This window comes from Streptomyces griseoloalbus (genome assembly GCA_014650015.1).
Lineage (GTDB): Bacteria > Actinomycetota > Actinomycetes > Streptomycetales > Streptomycetaceae > Streptomyces > Streptomyces griseoloalbus.
Map to the genome: position 1 here is coordinate 19,675 of BMUD01000024.1, position 16,174 is coordinate 35,848.

Sequence of the window (16,174 nt, forward strand, 5' to 3'; positions counted from 1 at the left end):
GCCGGGCCCCGCAGCGGATCAGTAGGCCTTGCCGAGGTCCTGCTCGGCGTTGCCGGCGTCGTAGGCGCCGTCCTGGATCACGATGTCCTGGGGGACTTCCTTGCCCTGGGTGAAGGTGTCCAGCGTCTGGAACGCCAGCGGGCCGAACCTCGGGTTGGACTCGATGACGCCGCTGATCCAGCCGTCGACGACACCCTGGACGGCGTTGCGCGTGCCGTCGACCGTGACGATCTTGATGTCGCCGGCCTTCTTGCCCGCGCCCTTGAGCGCGGCCACCGCGCCCAGGCCCATCTCGTCGTTCTCCGCGTAGATGCCCTTGATGCCGGGCTTGGACTGGATGAGCTGCTCGGTGACCTGCTGGCCCTTCTCACGGGCGAAGTCACCGGTCTGCTCGAAGACGACCTTCAGATCGGGTGCCTTCTCGGCGATGCGCTCCTTGAAGCCCTTGGTGCGCTCGGTGGTGACGTTGTTTCCGGCGGAGCCCAGCAGGATGGCGACCTCGCCCTTGCCGCCGGTGGCCTCGATCATCCGGTCGGCGGCACGCCGGCCCTGCTCGACGAAGTCCGAGGCGATGAAGGAGACGTAGTCCTTGCAGGCCGTGGCGTTGATCTTGCGGTCGATCGTGACGATCGGGACCTTCTTCGCGGCGGCGGCCTGCAGTACCGGGTCCCAGCCGTCGGAGTTGAGCGGGGCGATCACCAGCAGATCGGCGCCCTTGGCGAGCAGGTCCTGGACGTCGCTGATCTGCTTGGAGAACTGCGACTGGGCGTTGGCCGTCAGCAGCTTGACGCCTCTCTTCGCCGCCTCGTCCTTGATGGACTGCGTCTCCGCGATGCGGAACGGGTTGGCCTCCTTCTCCGACTGGGAGAAGCCGACCGTGGCGCTCTTCAGGTCGATCTTCTTGCCGCCGTAGGCGTCGATGGTGCAGGACTTGCTGCCCGGCTTCGGTGTGACGACCTTCTGGCCGGCGTCGGCCGCGGCCGCCGACGACGGCTTGCTGTCCGAGGCGTCGTCCTCCGACTTGGCGCAGGAGGTGGCGGTCAGGGCCACGGCGGCGGACAAGGCCACGACCACGGGACGGGCGAGGAGGCGAGAACGGTGAGTGGTGCGCTGCATGGTGACCCCGATCCGGGTGACGCTGAAAAGGTGACTGGGGAGCCGAAGAACGTGCATACGTGGTGCTGCTCCCCTTGTGCAGGACGGCGTCCGGTGCGCCGCAAGGAGGTTTTACATCGTTGGAAGGATGCTGTAAACCCCCTGCGCACACTGTGCGAAGGGAGCGGGGGAGGGGAGGGGGACGCGGGCTGTGGTGCTGTCCGGGGGCCTCGTCGGAGCTGGACGGCGCTGGAAGCGCTTGCGCCGCGGAGCGGGTCCGGTCGCCCGACGACGCCCCTCGTGACGTGCGGTTGCCGCCCGACGCGTTCGCCGGGGTGAGGGCTCCTGCCCTGGGGAGGACGTGGCGCGGCACGCCGAAGTCGCTGCTGTCCGCGGACAGCCGACTCGGGCTGAGGAGCGAGCGCGTACCCCTCGGCGAGCCGCTTGTGGCCGGCCCGCAGGGCCGTGCCCGGTTCCTCCTCCACGGCCGTCCACTTCACGGTTCGGGCACCGCCGGGCGGCGGGCACAGGCGCGCCGGCGGTTCGGTGTGGCACAGGCTCCGGGCGATCCGTATGTCGCTCGGCAGGGCGCTGGACCGTGGCGGGGTCCTGGTGGCGTCCGGGACCACCGCGCCCATCCGGTCACCGACCGCGGCGCGGGGGCGCGTCCGAACGCCATGAGGGGCGGGGCACGTGGCCCGGCCGATGAAACGGTCGTGCCCGGCCGCGTGAACGGCGACCCCCACCGCAGTCACGGCCGTGCGACTGCCCCGCACTCCTGGTGATCGGCGAGCACGGCGTCCACCCTGCCCGTGCCGACGGGAGGAACCTCGCCGGGGAAACGCCTCGAGGGCACGGGGGACAGGCGCGTCAAGCGGTTCCCCGGCCGGTGCCCGTGGGGCGGCCCAGGGTGCTCTCCCGTTCGGCGAGCTGATAGTCGGCCCAGATACGGCGGTGTTCCGGCGCCCGGTCGTTGAGGCGGGCGAGCACCGATTCCACCGCGAGGCGGCCGATGGCGGCCTTGTCGGGTGACACGGAGGTGAGGGTGACCGCGCCGAAGCGTCCCTCGATCACGTCGTCGAATCCGACGACGGCGATGTCCTCCGGTACCCGCAGGCCCCGCTCGTGCAGCACCCGCATGGCCCCGATCGCCATCGGGTCGTTGTAGGCGAACACCGCGTCGGGCCGCCGTCCGCTGTCCAGGATGTGGGTCATGGCCACCGCCCCGTCGGCGTGCCCCCAGCCGTCGGTGGCCGCGACGAGCCCTTCGTCGGCCGCCAGCCCGGCGGCGGTGAGCTCCTCGCGCCAGCCCCGCACGCGCAGTTGGGCGGGCTCGCTGCGCCGGCGCCGCGCTCCGATGAACGCCACCTCCCGACGCCCCAGGTCGATCAGATGCCGGACGGCGGCACGGGCCGCGGCGACATTGTCGATGGCGATGTGGTCGTACGGCAGGTCGTAGTCCCGCTCGCCGAGCAGCACCAGCGGCACGTCCTGGGCGCGGTCGCGCAGATCCTCGGTCTCCAGCTCGATGGGGCTGAGGATGAGTCCGTCGATCACCCGGGCCCGGAAGCCCTGGCTCACCAGAAGCTCCTGCTCGCGCAGCCCTCCGGTGTGGTCGAGGAGCACGATGTAGTCGTGCTGGGCCGCGGCGTCGATCACGGAGGCGGCCAGTTCGGCGAAGTAGGGGTTCCCGAGTTCGGGCAGAGCGAGCGCGATGATGCCCGTACGCCCCTTCCTCAGGTGCCTGGCGGCGAGGTTGGGCTGGTAGCCGAGCGCGTCGATGGACCTCTGGACACGCTCGCGCATGGCCGGGGTGACGTGCTGGTAGTTGTTCACCACGTTGGAGACGGTCTTGATGGAGACCCCCGCGTGCGCGGCGACGTCCTTGAGGCTGACCCGCACGACAATCCCTTCGTGAGCGGCCCGACTCGGTCGGTCGGTGCGGATACGGTGCCGTGACCATGAGCCGTGCGCCGAGCCGCTGGGCTCAATTTTTACAACGTTATACATCTCGTTCCGTGGCACTGACAAGGCCACGGAAGTGTCGTTCCGGGAGCGCGTCGCCGTCCGGTGCGGCGGCCGGCCGGGCCGTGGCCCGAACAGTCGGCCGAGTGGCCCGGCCGTCTCATCCTCCCGAACTCTCCCGCACGATCAGCCGGTGCCCGGCCGTCTCGTCCACCGCCGGCCCGCCCGGCACGCCGGCGTCGATCCGTTCCAGCAGCAGCTGCACGGCCCGCCGCGCGATGCCGGGCTTGTCGGGAGCGACCGTGGTGATGGTGGGGATGCTGAACCGGGTGGCCTCGATGTCGTCGAACCCGACCACGTCCACGTCCTGGGGAACCGACCAGCCGTCCTCGTGGAGTGCGCGCACCGCCCCGAGAGCCAGGTGGTCGTTGAGGCAGAGCAGCGCGTCCGGCCGTTCCGGCAGCCGCATGAGGGAGCGGGCGGCCGTGGCCCCGTCCGCCCAGCGGAACTCGGGCACCGCAAGCACCAGGTCGTCGGGCAGCGAGAGCCCGGCCGCCGTCAGGGCCTCCTGGTAGCCGATGGTCCGCAGCCCGCTGGTGTTCCGCTGCCCGCGCAGGTCACCGCCGATCACCGCGATGCGCCGGCGTCCTCGCGACAGCAGGTGCTCGGTCGCCTCACGTGCCGCCGTGACGTTGTCGATCGCCACGTGGTCGGCACTGCCCGGCGGGTTGCACTCGCCCAGCAGCACCAACGGCAGCCGGGTGTCGCGGCCCGCCAGGTCCCGGGGCTGCAGGGCGAGGGGCGAGAGGATGACGCCGTCGGTGAACTGGGTGTCGAACCCGCGCACGGCGGCCAGCTCCTTCTCGCGCCGCCCGCCGGTCTCGAGCAGGAGGGTGGTGCTGCCGAGGCGTTCCGTCTCCGCCATGACGTGCCGGGCCAGCTCGGCGAAATAGGCGATGTCCAGGTCCGGCACGGCGAGCGCGATCATGCCGGTACGGCCCCGGCGCAGCTGGCGTCCGGCGATGTTGACCCGGTAGCCGAGGGCGTCGATGGCCTCGCGCACCGCGGCCCGGGTCTGCTCGGAGACGTGCTCGTAGTCGTTGAGGACGTTCGACACCGTCTTGGCCGAGACGCCGGCGTACTCCGCGACGTCCTTGATCCTGGGCCTGCGCATGCTTCCCTTCTCGTTCTTCCTCGTGCCCCCGGATCGTAACGGCAGGGTCGCGGGGCAGGGTCGCGCGAGGTGCGAACCGGGCCCCGCACACTTTTCGCCGCTCCCATTTACATCGATGTAATCGTGTGGTCGCATGACCCCGTACCGAGCGCCCCCGCACTGATGAGGAGCAGCATGAGCACGCCCCTGCCCCTGGACGTCCCGCGTCCGGAGTACCCCCGGCCCCAGTTCGTCCGCGAGGCATGGCTCAATCTCAATGGCCGCTGGCAGTTCGAGACGGACCGGGGGGACAGCGGACTGGAGCGCGGGCTGCGCGACCGCGACCTCGCGGGCGAGATCCTCGTGCCCTTCTGCCCCGAGTCCGAGCTGTCGGGGATCGGCGACACGGACTTCATGGAGGCCGTCTGGTACCGGCGCACGGTCACCATCCCGCAGGACTGGTCCGGCTCCGACGTGCTGCTGCACTTCGGGGCGGTGGACCACGACACCACCGTCTGGGTCAACGGCACCGAGGTGGCCCGCCACCGCGGCGGCTTCACCCCGTTCACCGCGGAACTGCGCGGGGTGGCCGCGCCCGGCGAGGACGCCGTGATCGTGGTCCGCGCCCGCGACAGCCGGCACGGCCCGCAGGCCCGCGGCAAGCAGGCCACCTGGTACGCCAACACGCACTGCCACTACACCCGGACCACCGGCATCTGGCAGACGGTGTGGCTCGAGCCGGTGCCGCCCACGGCCCGCCTCAGGCGCCCGCGGATCACCCCGGACCTCGGGTCGTGCTCCTTCCACGCCGACCTTCCGATCACCGGCAACCTGCCGGGACACCGGGTGCGGGCGGTGCTCTCGGACGAGCACGGCGAGGTGGTGAGCGCCTCGGCCCGCGCCGACCTCGACCTGTGCCCCAAACTGGTGCTGACCGTGCCCGAGGAGCGGGTGCGCACCTGGTCGCCGGCCGACCCGCACCTGTACGACCTGCGCTTCCAACTCCTCGACGCCGAGGGCGGCGTGGTCGACGAGGCGACGTCGTACGCGGGGCTGCGGTCGGTCGCGGTGCACGGCAAGCGGGTGCTGCTCAACGGATCGCCGGTGTTCCAGCGACTGGTGCTCGACCAGGGCTACTACCCGGACGGCCTGATGACCGCCCCCACCGACGCCGACCTCGTGCGCGACATCGAACTCGGAATGCGGGCCGGCTTCAACGGGGCCCGGCTGCACCAGAAGGTGTTCGAGGAGCGCTACCTCTACCACGCCGACCGGCTCGGCTACCTGGTGTGGGGCGAGTTCGGCGACTGGGGCTGCGAGGCCGGCGTCCGCGACGACAACCAGCGCCCCGACGCGAGGTATGTCGCCCAGTGGCTGGAGGCACTGGAACGCGACCACTCCCACCCGTCGATCATCGGCTGGTGCCCGCTGAACGAGACGTACCAGAACCTGCACGACCGGATCACCCAGCTCGACGACGTGACCCGGGCGATGTTCCTGGCCACCAAGCAGGCCGACCCGAGCCGCCCGGTGATCGACGCCTCCGGCTACGCCCACCGCGTGCCCGAGACCGACGTCTACGACGCGCACTGCTACGAGCAGGACCCGGAGGCCTTCGCCAGGACCATGGCAGGACTCGCCGAGGACCGCCCGTACGTCAACGCCGGCCCCGACGGCCGCCCCTGGTCGGTCCCCTACCGCGGACAGCCCTACTTCTGCAGCGAGTTCGGCGGAATCTGGTGGGACGCGGCGGTAGCCGAGACCGCGGCCGGCGACGAGACCGGGACGTCCTGGGATACGGCGAACGGCCGCGCACCGCCGACGAGTTCCTGGCACGCTTCACCGGCCTGGTGGACGTCCTGCTCGACGACCCGGACATGTTCGGCTACTGCTACACGCAGCTCACCGACGTCTTCCAGGAGCGCAACGGCGTCTACGGCTTCGACCGCGCCGAGAAGTTCGACACCGCCGCACTGCGCCGGGTCCAACAGCGCACGGCTGCCTGCGAATCCACCGGCTGACCGCGGCGGACACGGTCCCCGGCGGACGCCCGGAACCGGGTCCACGCTCCACGCGCGCACACGTCCGCAGCACCCGTCGGCGTTGTACATCGATGTAGAGAAAGGTAGTGCCATGGTCGACCTGCCTGGCCCACGGGCCGCCTCCGCCAGGCCGGAAGGTAACCGCGCCGCGCCGTCCCGACGAGGCGTGCTCCGCGCCTCGCTGGCCTCGGCCGCCGTCCTCCTCGGCGGCGCAGCCCTGGCCGGCTGCGGTTCCGCGGCAGCCGCGTCGGACCCGCGCACCGTGCGCATGTGGGACCTGTTCAGCGGCGCCGACGGCGCCCTGCTCGAGGAACTGGTCGACATCGCGCGGCCCGACATGCCCGGCATCCGCGTCGAGCGGACCGTGCTGGAATGGGGCACGCCCTACTACACCAAGCTCGCCATGGCCTCGGCCGGCGGGCGCGGCCCGGACGTCGCCATCTCCCACATGTCGCGCCTGGCGGGCTACGCGCCCCTGGGACTGCTGGACCCCTGGGACACCGGTCTGCTGGCCGAGTTCGGCGTCCGGGACAAGGACTTCGCCGACCCGGTGTGGAGCCGTACCCAGTACCGGGACCGGACGTACGCGGTACCGCTGGACACCCACCCGTTCATCGTCTTCTTCCATCCGGACACCGCCCGCGAGGCCGGACTGCTGACCGGCGACGGAGACCTCGACCAGGACGCCTTCTCCACACCCGGACGCTTCCTGGAGGCCGGCCGGGAACTGGCCCGTGCCTCCGGCAAGCAAGGCATCGCCTTCGGCTACGCCAACGACACGGCGCAGGGCTGGCGGTTGTTCTACGGGCTCTACCGGCAGACCGGGAACGACTTCGACCTGCCCATCGGCGGCAGGGCCACGGCGGACCTCGACGCGATGGCCGAGGTCATCGCCTTCATGCAGAAGCTGGTCGACGGACGAACCAACCCGCGCCGCCTCGACTACCCGGCGGCCATCGCCGCCTTCACCAACCGGCAGACCGGGATGATCCTCTCCGGTGAGTGGGAGCTCGGCACCTTCCGGGCCGCCGACCCGAAGGTCGGGGCAGCGCCCTTCCCCACGGTGTTCGGCACCCCGGCGGTCTACGCCGACTCCCACTCCTTCGTGCTGCCGCGCCGCCCCGACCCCGACGAGGCACACCGCAGGCGCACCCACCAGGCGGTGGCCGCGATCCTCAAGGCCGGCCAGGTCTGGGCGCGGGCCGGCCACATCCCGGCGTACCGGCCGGTGACCCGTACCCCGGACTACGCACGACTGGAGCCCCAGGCCCGGTACGCCCGGGCGGCCGACCACGTGGTGCTCGACCCGGCCGTCTGGTTCGCCGGTGCCGGGTCCGACTTCCAGAACTCCATGTCGCAGGTGCTCCAGCAGTCGATGCTCGACGGCCTGGCGCCCGGCCGGGCGGCCCGCGCCATGGTCGAGCGGATGAACACCGCCCTGTCCCAGCCCAGTCCGGCCTGAGCCGCCGCGAAGGAGGCAGCAGATGTCCACTCGACTCGCTTCCCCCGGCCGGCCGCGGGCCGACCGGACCGCCACAGGACGCGGCGCGACCCTGCGCCGCGTCGTCCCGCCGGGGCTGCTCTTCGCCCTGCCGTTCCTCGTCCTGTTCGTCCTCTTCATGCTCTGGCCGCTGGCCCAGGGCGTCTGGATGAGCCTCACCGACACCTCGCTCTCCGCCCACGACCCGTCCTTCATCGGGCTGGACAACTACACGGAGGCCCTCGGCGACGCCGAGATGTGGCGCGCGATGTGGCACACCGTGTGGTTCACCATCGTCTCCACCGTGCCCCTGGTGGCCGTCGCCCTCGCCATGGCCCTGCTGGTGCACACCGGGCTGCCCGGGCAGTGGGTGTGGCGGCTCGCGTTCTTCGCCCCGTACCTGCTGCCGGTCGGCGTGATCGGCCTGCTGTGGCTCTGGCTGTACCAGCCCGACCTCGGCCTCTACAACCACCTGCTGCAGGCGGTCGGACTGGACGGCTACGCCTGGCTGAGCGACGAGTCCATCGCCCTGTACGCGATCGTGATCGCCACCGTGTGGTGGACGGTCGGCTTCAACTTCCTGCTGTTCCTCGCGGCACTGCAATCCGTTCCCGACCACCTGTACGAGGCGGCGGCCCTGGACGGGGCGGGCGCCTGGCGGCGGCTGTGGCATGTGACGCTGCCCCAGCTGCGGCGCATCACCGGCGTGGTCACGGTGCTCCAGATGCTGGCCTCGCTGAAGGTCTTCGACCAGGTGTACCTGCTCACCAAGGGCGGGCCCAACGGCTCCACCCGTCCCGTAGTCGAGTACCTCTACGACATGGGCTTCACCGGATACCGCCTCGGCTACGCCTCCGCCATCAGCTACGTCTTCTTCGCCCTCATCATCCTCGCCTCCGCCGTGCAGTTCGTCGCCCTTCGCCGCAGGGAGAAGTGACATGACCTCCACCGACGTCCCGACACGGCCCGCACGCCGCACGGTCTCCCCGCTGCCCGCCGCGCGCCGGGCCCACCGCACCCGCCCGGTGGTGCGACGCGGGCCCAACCTCACCCTGGGCGCGAGCCGGTTGTCGCGCACGCTGGCACTGGCGGCCCTCGCGGTGATGGCACTGGTCTGGCTGCTGCCGATGGTCTGGGCGGTGTTCACGGCGTTCAAGTCCGACCAGGACGCCAGCGATCCGCTCCACTGGATCTGGCCGCAGGGCGGCTTCACCCTGGAGGCGTTCCGCTCCGTGATCGAGCGCGGGGACCTGCCGCTGTGGATGCTGAACAGCTTCCTCGTCTCCGCGGCCGTCACCGTCATCACCGTGGTCGTGTCGGCGATGGCCGGCTACGCCTTCTCCCGCACGCTCTTCCGAGGGCGGCGGTGGCTGTTCACGGTCACCATGGCGTCGATCCTGGTGCCGCCGCAGATGCTGATCGTTCCCTGGTTCCAGCAGATGCTGACCCTGGACCTGGTGGACACCTACGCGGCGGTGATCCTGCCGCAGACGGTCGCGCCGGTGATGGTGTTCATCCTGAAGAAGCACTTCGACACGATCCCGCGCGAGCTGGAGGAGGCCGCCCGCATCGACGGCGCGGGCCATGCGCGGATCTTCTGCTCGGTGATGCTGCCGCTGTCCCGGCCCATGCTGGCCGCGGTGTCGATCTTCGTGTTCATCGGCGCGTGGAACAACTTCCTGTGGCCGTTCGTGTCCACGTCCGATCCGGCACTGATGACCCTGCCGGTCGGCATCACCGCGGTGAAGGACGCCTACGGAGTCCAGTACGCCCAGACGATGGCGTCCTCGGTGCTGGCGGCACTGCCGCTGGTGCTGGTGTTCCTCTTCTTCCAGCGGCACATCGTGAAGTCGGTGGCGACGACCGGCCTGGGCGGCCAGTGACAACTGCCCGGCGGTCCAGGGCAGGGGCACGTCGGTCCCTGCCCTGGACGAGTCGACGGTGGCCGGCGTGAGCCGGGTTCAGCCGCGGAGCGTCGCCTGGTCGGTGTCCGCCGCTGCCGCGGGGCCGGACTCCTCGGCGAGTCGTTCCATGCCGCTGGTCGTCTTGAGGGGCTTCTCCTTGAGGAACACCACCGTGATCAGCGCCAGCAGGGCGCACGGGGTGGCGATGAGGAAGAGATCGGCGGTGGCGACGCCGTAGGCGTGCTCGACGATCGCTCGTACCGGCTCGGGCAGGGTGCTCATGTCCGGCACACCGGACTCGCCGCCGCCCGAGCTCCCGCCCGCGGGGATGCCCGCCGCGTCCATGCCCTTGGCCATCTCGCCGGCGACCCGGTTGGCGAGGATCGCGCCGAGGACGCTGGTGCCGATGGTGCCGCCCATGCTGCGGAAGAAGGACAGCACGGAGGTCGCGGCACCCAGCTCGCTGGCGGGCACGTCGTTCTGGGCGGCCAGCACCAGGTTCTGCATCAGCATGCCGACGCCGACGCCGAGCACCGCCATGTAGAGGCTGAGCAGGGTGAAGGAGGTGTCCGCGCCGATGGTGGAGAGGAGTCCGAGGCCGACCGTCATGGTCACCGCACCCGCCACCAGGTAGCGCTTCCATACGCCGGTCCTGCTGATCAGCTGCCCGGCCACCGTGGACGACACCAGCAGGCCGAGGATCATCGGCAGGCTCATCAGGCCCGCCATGGTGGGCGACTTGCCCAGGGACACCTGGAAGTACTGGGAGAGGAAGACGGTGCCACCGAACAAGGCGACACCGACCAGCAGGCTGGCGACGGTGGTGAGCGTCACGGTGCGGTTGCGGAAGATGTCCAGCGGAATGACGGGTTCGGCGGTCCGGGCCTCGACGAGCACGGCGGCGGCCAGCAGCAGAACGCCGGCTCCGGTGAGCGCGGCGGTCTGCCAGGAGGCCCAGTCGAACTGGTTGCCCGCCAGGGACACCCAGATGAGCAGCGCGCTGACGCCCGCCACGATGAGGAAGGCGCCCAGGAAGTCGATCTTCACTTCGCGCCGGGTCACGGGCAGGCTCAGGGTGCGCTGCAGCAGCACGATGGCGAGCAGCGCGAACGGTACGCCGATGAAGAAGCACCAGCGCCAGCCCAGCCAGGACGTGTCCACCAGCACGCCGCCGACCAGCGGGCCGGCCACCGTGCCGACGGCGAACACGGCGCCGAAGATGCCGGCGTACTTGCCGAGCCTGCGGGGCGGGATGATCGCGGCCATGACGACCTGGGCGAGGGCGGTCAGTCCGCCCGCGCCGATGCCCTGGACCACGCGGCTGAAGATCAGCAGCCCGACGCCGTGCGAGAAGCCCGCCAGCAGCGAGCCGACCACGAACAGGCCCAGGGACAGCTGGAGCAGCAGCTTCTTGTCGAACAGGTCGGACAGCTTGCCCCACAGCGGGACGGTCGCCGTCATGGCCAGCAGTTCCGCGGTGACGACCCAGGTGTAGGAGGACTGGGTGGCCCCCAGGTCGGTGATGATCGTGGGCAGGGCGTTGGACACCACCGTGCCGGCCAGGATCGCCACGAACATGCCGGCCATGAGCCCCGACATGGCCTGGAGTATCTGTCGATGGGTCATGGGGGCGGGTGGCGCCATGTCGGGCGCCTGTGCTGCGGTCACGGCTTCTCTCTCAACGGTCGGTGACGAAAGCTGGGTTGTGCCCCGTTCGGGGCAGGGTGCAAAGGAAGCGGGGGCGGGGCGGCCCGAGCGTGCCCGACGGTGGAGGCACGCCTCGGTGTCCGCTCGCGGCGCCTACCGGGCCGGTGCCGGCAGTCCGGCCGCGAGCAGGGCGAACACCTCGCGGAAGACGTCGGCGAAGGCGAGTTCGTCCTGACGGTCGCACCAGTGCTGCGCGCTGACCCGCACCGCCGTACCGGCCAGGGCCGCCAGCAGCCGCGGGTACAGGTCGAGCGCGGGGCGCTGCTCGCGTCCGGACCCGTCGTCCGGCGGGACGACCGCGTCGTCGTCCGTCGCGCCGCCGGCGAGCCGCCGCGCGATCACCTCGGCGAGGCCCGCCTCGTCGGCCATGTGGGCCCCGAGACTGCGCACCAGCAGGTGCGGAGAGGTGCGCAGCACCTCGGCGTGCAGGCTCCACAGCTCGTGCTGCCGTTCGGCCTCCGAGAGTTCGACGGCGAGCGCCTCGCGCAGCGCTTCCAGGGGCGAGAGGGCTGCCGGAGCGTCGAGGAGTGCCTGCCGGACGCGGATGCCCACATCCGCGTCGATGACGACGAAGGCGTCGTCACGCGAGTCGAAGTAGTTGAAGAAGGTCCGCACGGACACCCCGGCTGCCGCGCTGATGGCCTCGACCGTGACGTTGTCCGCCCCCTGTTCGGCGGCGAGGCGCACCGCGGCCTCCGCGAGGGCGGCACGGGTGGCCCGCTTCTTGCGCTCCCGCAGCCCGCCGCTCGCGATGTTCTTCCCCGTCATGCCTTGCATGCTATGAAAAAATGCATGCTCTGCAAAATCGTGCTCGGTGACCCCGGCCACGGGTGGCGTGCCGCAGGGGACCAGGGCCGTGCGAGGGGTTAGCGTCGGTGTCATGGCCGGTGATCGCCGCGGGTGGCGGGTGTGTCTGCTCGGCGGTGCGGTGTTCGCGGTGTGCATGACCGGCACCACGCTCCCGACTCCGCTCTACCCCCTGTACCAGGAGAAGTTCGGATTCTCCGAGCTTACGGTCACCGTCGTGTACGCCGTGTACGCCTTCGCGGTGATCGGGGTGCTGCTGCTGGTCGGCAACGCCTCGGACGCCGTGGGCAGGCGTCCGGTGCTGCTGTGGGGCCTGGGCTGCGCGGCCGCGAGTGCCCTCTGCTTCCTGTGCGCCACCGGGCTGGGTCTGCTGTATGCCGGGCGGCTGCTGTCGGGGCTGTCCGCGGGTCTGTTCACCGGTGCCGCCACCGCGTACGTCATGGAGTCGGCGCCGCCCGGGGGAGCCTCCCGGGCCACCTTCGTCGCCACCGCCGTCAACATGGGCGGACTCGGGTGCGGTCCGCTGCTCGCAGGAGTGCTCGCGCAGTACGCGGCCTGGCCGTTGTACCTGCCGTTCGCCGTGCACCTGGCCCTGGTGGCCTGCTCGGCCTGCGTGGTGCTGTGGCTTCCGGAGACGGTGGGGGAGCGGCGGCCGCTGACCACCGTGCGACCGCAACGGCCCGGCGTGCCCGCGCCGGTACGTCCGGTGTTCGGGCCGGCGGCGGTCGCCTCCTTCGTGGGTTTCGCCCTGTTCGGCGTGTTCACCTCCGTCAGCCCGGCATTCCTCGCGCAGTCCCTGGACGTGGCCGATCACGCGGTGAGCGGACTGGTGGTGGCGCTGGCCTTCTTCTCCTCGACCGGTGGGCAGCTGGCGGCCGGCCGGGCCGGCGTGGGGCGGTCACTGCCGCTGGGCTGTGTCGGACTCTTCGCCGGGCTGGCGCTGCTCGCCGGCGCGTTGCACTGGGACCTGCTGGCGCTGGTGGTGCTGAGCGCGATCGTCGGAGGGGTCGGCCAGGGGCTGGCGTTTCGCGGTGCGTTGTCCGCGGTGGGCGGGGCGTCACCGGCGAACCGGCGCGCTGCCGTGATGTCGACGCTGTTCGTGGTGGCGTACACGGGTATTTCGGTGCCGGTCATCGGTGTCGGGCTGTTGACGGATCCGATGGGCCTGGTGGGCGCGGGACTGGTGTTCATCGCGTGCATGGCGGTCCTGGTCGTGACCGCGGCCGGCTACCTTCTGCGGCGGCCGGTGACGGCGAGGGCGTGACCGGCCGCGCCGCGGCAGGCCCGGCCGCCCGTCGGCCCCGGCCGGTGTCGCGCGGGGGTCAGGGGGACGCCGGCGTGGGGGCGCCGCGGACCGGGTGCTTGCTCATGACCGACAGCCGGTTGAAGGCGTTGATGGTGATCGCCACCCAGATGACGGCGGATATCTCGTCGTCCGTCAGTACCGGCCGGGCCTCGGCATAGGCCTCGGACTGCGCCCTGCCGTCCGCGGGGTCGGTGGTGGCCTCGGCCAGGGCGAGGGCGGCGCGCTCCCGGGGCGAGAAGAGTTCGGTGTCGCGCCAGGCCGGCAGGACACCGAGCCGCTGCGTGGTCTCACCGGCGCGCAGCGCGGCCCTGGTGTGCAGGCTCAGGCAGTAGGCGCAGGCGTTGAGCTGGGAGACCCGCATGTTGATCAGCTCGACGAGGATGCGGTCGAGTCCGGCCGCGGCTGCGACGCCCTGAACCGTCTCCGACACATTCCGCAGTGCCTGATAGGCCTCGGGGCTCTGCTTGTCGAGGTAGACCCGGCGCTCGCCGGGCCTCGCTGCCGTCTCTGTCACGTGGACTCCCTCATCGCGCGATCTTCCGCTCGTGTCCTATCATCCTTTCATGAATGTTGAATATCGAACTTCTTTTGCGGGAGAGGTCGGGGCGGCATGAGCGGCTCACCGTGACGGATCAGGCGGGGACCCCCGCCGTCCGGCACGTTCCCGACCGCCACCGTGACGAGATCCGGGTCGAGGCGGCGACCGCCGGATTCACGGCCTACCGGGACCACGGCCGGCAACGGGTCTTCCACCACACCGAGGTCGACCGGGCCTTCGCCGGACGGGACCTCGCCTCCGGGCTGGTGCGCGAGGCGCTGAACGACGTGCGCGCGTCGGGCAAGCGCGTCGTGCCCGTGTGCCCGTACGTCAGGAAGTACCTCGCCACCCATGACGAGTTCGCCGATATCGCCGACCCCGTGACGCCCGAGGTTCTGCGGTGGCTCGACGGCGAGCTGAAGCGGCAGGGGCACTGACGGGTTCTCCTGGGGCTGCGGGCGGGTGACGCCGCCCGTGGTGGCTCCGCGGAGCCTGCTCACTCCCATTGTTTCCTCGGGGGCGCCTGGCCGGGGAGCCTCACAGGCCCTCTCGGCCAGGCGCGGGGCACGCTCGTCCGGTTGTGCGTGCGGCTCCTCGGCCCACGTGGTGCACGAGCCGGTTCGTCAGTCCACGCGGTGCACGAGCTGGGTCGTCAGCTCGTAGCGGGCCCCCACGACGGCGAGCCGACCGGCGGACACCCTGGCGGCCAGATCCGGTTCCGACGCCAGACGCGAGCGGACGCGCCGTATGTTGGCGTCGATGGTCGCGTCGATGCGTTCCTCGCCCTGCTTGCTGTGGTCGATGGCCGGGGCGATCTGATCGGCGAGGTACTGGATGTGGGCGGGCAGCCGCTCACCGGACTCGTCGGACTCCACCGCGGCGCGCACGGCGCCGCACGACTGGTGCCCGAGCACCAGGATGAGGGGTATGTCCAGTTCGAGCACGCCGTAGGCCACGCTGCCGAGCACCGCTTCGTCCAGCACCTCGCCGGCGCTGCGCACGGTGATCAGATCTCCGAGCCCCTGGTCGAACACGAGCTCCGGGGGAACGCGTGAGTCGACGCAGCTGAGCACCACGGCGAAGGGGTGCTGACCCGAGACCAGTTCCTCGCGCACGGCGCGTGTCTCGTCCGGGTGCTTCTCCCGGAAGGTGCGCCAGCGGGCGTTGCCGGCCGCCAGTGTGCGCAGCGCCTCCTCGGGGGTGGTGGGCCGCGGGCGTGTTCGGGGGCTCGCGGAGGCCGGCGAGGCGCCGACGGCGAGTGCGGTGCCGACGGCCGCGGCCCCGGTCAGCGCGGAGCGCAGCAGCAGGCGGCGGGCGGGCTTCGGGAGGGGCGACTGCGGGGACCCCGCAGGGGAATCGATGTTCACCGGGCGAACGTATGACCGAGGTGCGGTGTGTTCTGCCCCGCTGCCGAACCATGGCCTCGCCATGGGTGATTCATGAGGAGGTGTTGATCAGTTCTTGACGGGTGGGGGAGTCCTCGCCGTCGCCCGGTCCGTGCCGCGGCTTGACCCCATCGTCGGACTTCGGCCACTCGCAGTGGGGCCATGAACAGCCGGCGCGTCAGGTCGTCCGGCGGGACTCTCCGGGGCGGACGGTCGTCACCGCGAGTACCGGGTCGATGGGCACGACGAGTCGCTCCACGGCGACGGCCACGAGATGGGGCGGGGCCTCGCCGTTCAGCAACCCCTTGACGTACGTGAGGGCCTGCGCGGGGGGAAGAGCCGTCAGCCGCTGCCGCAGCGTACGCACCGACTCCACAAGCCCCTGCGCTGCGGCGACCTCCCGGAGCTCGTCGTGCAGTTCGTCCACCGCGGTACGGATGGTCTGCCCCCGGATGCGGACGCGGTAGTCGGCCTCCCACGCACCGTTCACTGAGGACACGACGCCGATCATGTGCAGACCTCCGTCGACGCGGTCGACGAGGTACGGCCCGTTGCCGATCAGCATCTCCGCGTGCTGACCGGTGCGTACGAACTCCGCTGACTGCCAGTGGACGATCCACACCAGCTCGTGCTCCTCGACGCGGGCCACGGCCGCGCGCACCACGTCCACACCCAAGGCCGACCACTTCTGCTCTTCGCGGTCCAACTCCTCCTGGACGATGCGGACCGCGGTCTCCCGCTCGATCACGAGCCGAGTATCCCGCAGGGCTGGGTGAAGGGGTGCCCGAGTCG

At 71.1% G+C, this 16,174-nt stretch carries 13 protein-coding genes and 1 pseudogene; 6 read left to right on the plus strand and 8 right to left on the minus strand.

Features of this window, described 5'->3' with window-relative positions:
* Positions 1-18 precede the first annotated feature (18 nt).
* The 3 genes from IE178_RS28555 to IE178_RS28565 form a co-directional block, all read right to left on the minus strand.
* Positions 19-1,116, minus strand: coding sequence for an ABC transporter substrate-binding protein (locus tag IE178_RS28555; protein ID WP_193514302.1), 1,098 nt, complete (start codon positions 1,114-1,116; stop codon positions 19-21).
* An 849-nt stretch (positions 1,117-1,965) separates the two neighbouring features.
* On the minus strand, positions 1,966-2,997 hold the full coding sequence (locus IE178_RS28560; protein ID WP_184764842.1) for a LacI family DNA-binding transcriptional regulator: 1,032 nt from the start codon (positions 2,995-2,997) through the stop codon (positions 1,966-1,968).
* Between the two features lie 223 nt (positions 2,998-3,220).
* Positions 3,221-4,234, minus strand: coding sequence for a LacI family DNA-binding transcriptional regulator (locus IE178_RS28565; protein ID WP_193514303.1), 1,014 nt, complete (start codon positions 4,232-4,234; stop codon positions 3,221-3,223).
* Between the two features lie 174 nt (positions 4,235-4,408).
* Here IE178_RS28565 and IE178_RS28570 point away from each other — a divergent pair.
* The 4 genes and pseudogenes from IE178_RS28570 to IE178_RS28585 all read left to right on the plus strand — a co-directional run bounded on the left by IE178_RS28570 (position 4,409) and on the right by IE178_RS28585 (position 9,618).
* Positions 4,409-6,234, plus strand: a pseudogene (locus IE178_RS28570) (glycoside hydrolase family 2 protein).
* Positions 6,235-6,346: 112 nt separating this feature from the next.
* Positions 6,347-7,717: an extracellular solute-binding protein gene (locus tag IE178_RS28575; RefSeq protein ID WP_438874420.1), complete on the plus strand. Its 1,371-nt coding sequence runs from the start codon at positions 6,347-6,349 to the stop codon at positions 7,715-7,717.
* Positions 7,718-7,739: 22 nt separating this feature from the next.
* Positions 7,740-8,672: a carbohydrate ABC transporter permease gene (locus tag IE178_RS28580; RefSeq protein ID WP_193514304.1), complete on the plus strand. Its 933-nt coding sequence runs from the start codon at positions 7,740-7,742 to the stop codon at positions 8,670-8,672.
* Between the two features lies 1 nt (position 8,673).
* On the plus strand, positions 8,674-9,618 hold the full coding sequence (locus IE178_RS28585) for a carbohydrate ABC transporter permease (protein WP_193514305.1): 945 nt from the start codon (positions 8,674-8,676) through the stop codon (positions 9,616-9,618).
* A gap of 78 nt (positions 9,619-9,696) precedes the next feature.
* Here IE178_RS28585 and IE178_RS28590 read toward each other — a convergent pair whose 3' ends face one another.
* Complete coding sequence (locus IE178_RS28590) at positions 9,697-11,265, minus strand: MDR family MFS transporter (RefSeq protein WP_193514350.1); 1,569 nt, start codon at positions 11,263-11,265, stop codon at positions 9,697-9,699.
* A 174-nt stretch (positions 11,266-11,439) separates the two neighbouring features.
* Positions 11,440-12,123, minus strand: coding sequence for a TetR/AcrR family transcriptional regulator (locus tag IE178_RS28595; RefSeq protein ID WP_184764837.1), 684 nt, complete (start codon positions 12,121-12,123; stop codon positions 11,440-11,442).
* Between the two features lie 103 nt (positions 12,124-12,226).
* On the opposite strand from IE178_RS28595, the gene IE178_RS28600 reads away from it, so the two are divergent.
* Positions 12,227-13,417 (plus strand): MFS transporter, encoded by a 1,191-nt coding sequence (locus tag IE178_RS28600; protein ID WP_193514306.1) that lies wholly within the window; start codon positions 12,227-12,229, stop codon positions 13,415-13,417.
* A 58-nt stretch (positions 13,418-13,475) separates the two neighbouring features.
* Here IE178_RS28600 and IE178_RS28605 read toward each other — a convergent pair whose 3' ends face one another.
* Positions 13,476-13,973, minus strand: coding sequence for a carboxymuconolactone decarboxylase family protein (locus tag IE178_RS28605; protein WP_184764835.1), 498 nt, complete (start codon positions 13,971-13,973; stop codon positions 13,476-13,478).
* 110 nt (positions 13,974-14,083) lie between these two features.
* Here IE178_RS28605 and IE178_RS28610 point away from each other — a divergent pair, with 110 nt between their 5' ends.
* Positions 14,084-14,434: a GNAT family N-acetyltransferase gene (locus IE178_RS28610; protein WP_318280292.1), complete on the plus strand. Its 351-nt coding sequence runs from the start codon at positions 14,084-14,086 to the stop codon at positions 14,432-14,434.
* A gap of 186 nt (positions 14,435-14,620) precedes the next feature.
* On the opposite strand, the gene IE178_RS28615 is transcribed toward IE178_RS28610, so the two are convergent.
* Together IE178_RS28615 and IE178_RS28620 are read right to left on the minus strand one after the other, a co-directional pair.
* Positions 14,621-15,364, minus strand: coding sequence for a carbonic anhydrase (locus IE178_RS28615; RefSeq protein WP_229875898.1), 744 nt, complete (start codon positions 15,362-15,364; stop codon positions 14,621-14,623).
* A 196-nt stretch (positions 15,365-15,560) separates the two neighbouring features.
* Entirely contained in the window at positions 15,561-16,130 is a 570-nt protein-coding gene (locus tag IE178_RS28620) for a YrhB domain-containing protein (RefSeq protein ID WP_193514309.1), read from the minus strand.
* Positions 16,131-16,174 lie beyond the last annotated feature (44 nt).